This is a genomic window from Streptomyces sparsus (assembly GCF_054776295.1).
On the sequence record NZ_BAAHCA010001238.1, the window covers coordinates 1 to 1,168 of the forward strand.

The following is a 1,168-nucleotide window of genomic DNA, read 5'->3' on the forward strand; positions in this document are numbered from 1 at the left end:
AGGCCGACGGCGACCGGCATGGCGACGGGGGCAGCCGCCAGCGCGGCCCAGCCGAGCAGCGTGGCCGGGGCGAAGGCGAGTTGGGCGAGCAGGTTCGCCGGCACGGCGACGAGACTGACCCGGGCGGCGAACACGGTGACCACCGGCGCGCACACCAGCTGGGCCGCTGCCGCAGCCGACAGTGCCTCGGCGAGTCGCAGCGGGACCCGGCGTCGTTGCAGTGCCCGACTCCAGCGGGGGGCGAGCGTCAGCAGTGCGCCGGTGGCCAGCACCGACAGCAGAAAGCCGAAGGACCGGGCGAGCGTCGGGTCGAGCAGCACCAGCAGCAGAACTGCGGCGGCGAGGGCGGGCAGCAGCGAACGGCGGCGGCCGGTGGCGATGGCGAGCAGGGCGATGCCGCCGCACACGGAGGCCCGGAGCACGCTCGGGCCGGGGCGGCAGAGGGTGATGAAACCCAGCACCAGCACCCCACCGAGGATCGCGGTCGTCCGGAGCGGCATGCGCAGCAGGGCGGCGAGCCCGCCGCGCTCCGCGCGGGAGGCGGTGTGCGGGGTGCCGATGAGCACCATCAGGATGATCGAGAGGTGGGCTCCGCTGACGACCAGCAGATGTGTCATGTCGACCGCCTGCACGGCGGCGCGCAGTTCGGGCGTGAGCCGGGAGGTGTCGCCGACCACGAGGGCCGGGAGCATCGCCCGCGGGTCCTCGGGCAGTCCGTCGGTGGCGGTGCGCAGCCCGGCGCGCAGTCGGCCGGCGATCCGTTGCGCGGTGTCCGGGCCGGAGAGGAGGTGCGGCGGCGCCGAGGCGTCGGCTCTCAGCACCGCTGTGAACTCGCCACCGCGGCCGTCCAGCGGAGGGACCGCCCGGGCCTTCACCCGGAGCTGGGAGGAGGGCAGCAGGGCAAGCCAGGGGTCGGGGTGCGGGGCGGGAACGATGACCAGGACAGGACTGCGGACCTTCGTCTCCCGTCCGTCCGTGGTAACCACGCGGGTGACCCGTCCGGTGAGCATGACCGGTCGTGGTCCGCCGTGGGGGCGGGGCGCTGCCAGCCGCGGGTCCTTGGTGAGTGTCAGCTCCGCGGTGACCCGGGCCTGGCGGTCCGCGAGCGCGGGCAGCGGCCCGGAACGCACCGCCGCGGTGTGCAGGGCCGCCACGCCCGCCCCGGCGA

1 protein-coding gene is annotated in these 1,168 nt (G+C 75.7%); it reads right to left on the minus strand.

Features of this window, described 5'->3' with window-relative positions; genetic code table 11:
- Positions 1-1,168 (minus strand): ComEC/Rec2 family competence protein (locus ACYVE9_RS27625; RefSeq protein WP_461030623.1); only part of this gene is annotated, 1,168 nt, incomplete at both ends.